The sequence below is a fragment of the Actinoplanes solisilvae genome (assembly GCF_003999975.1).
Lineage (GTDB): Bacteria > Actinomycetota > Actinomycetes > Mycobacteriales > Micromonosporaceae > Actinoplanes > Actinoplanes solisilvae.
Genome location: NZ_RJAC01000107.1, coordinates 1 through 616 on the forward strand (window position 1 = coordinate 1; position 616 = coordinate 616).

General features: G+C 70.5%; 1 protein-coding gene. It reads left to right on the top strand.

What is annotated here, in order from left to right:
* Positions 1–110 precede the first annotated feature (110 nt).
* Positions 111–616, top strand: a 506-nt coding sequence (locus EER30_RS46780; protein WP_164842820.1) for a universal stress protein, incomplete at its 3' end; no start/stop codon positions are given.

Below are 616 nucleotides of genomic sequence, written 5' to 3' on the forward strand. Positions count from 1 at the left end.
TGTTCTCCCCGCGTGCCCGGCCGCCTTGACCAGGCCGAACGACCCTGTCCACCGCCGTCGGCCGACGGTATACCGGAACTCAGCCGACGCGTGCAAGGGGGTGGAAAACCGTGGAGACACTCTTCATATCACCGGTGGTCGTCGGTGTGGACGGATCCGCATCCAGCCTGTCGGCGGTGCGCCTCGCCGCCGCTCACGCCGCGTCGTACGGACGCCCCCTGCACATCATCCATTCCTTCAACTGGCTACCCCGCCAGCCGGAGGCCGCCGACAACCGGACCCGCGCCATCGCCGACGACGTGATCAGATGCGCTGTGTGCACAGCCCGCGAGGTCGACCCCGGCATCGTGATCCGCACCCGGCTGATGGAGGGAGCCGCCGCCCCGGCGCTCCTGCGCCAGGCCCGAACCGCCGCCCTGCTCGCCGTCGGCGACGGTGGACTGTCGGCTCACGTCTGCCTGCCGACGCAGACCAGCGCGGTGCAGATCGCGGCGCGCGCCGCCTGTTCGGTTCTGGTGGCCAGGACGACGACGCCGCGCGACGGTCCGATCATCGTCGGCGTGAACGGATCATCGTCGTCCGAACAGGCGCTCGACTTCGCCTTCGAGACCGCCGC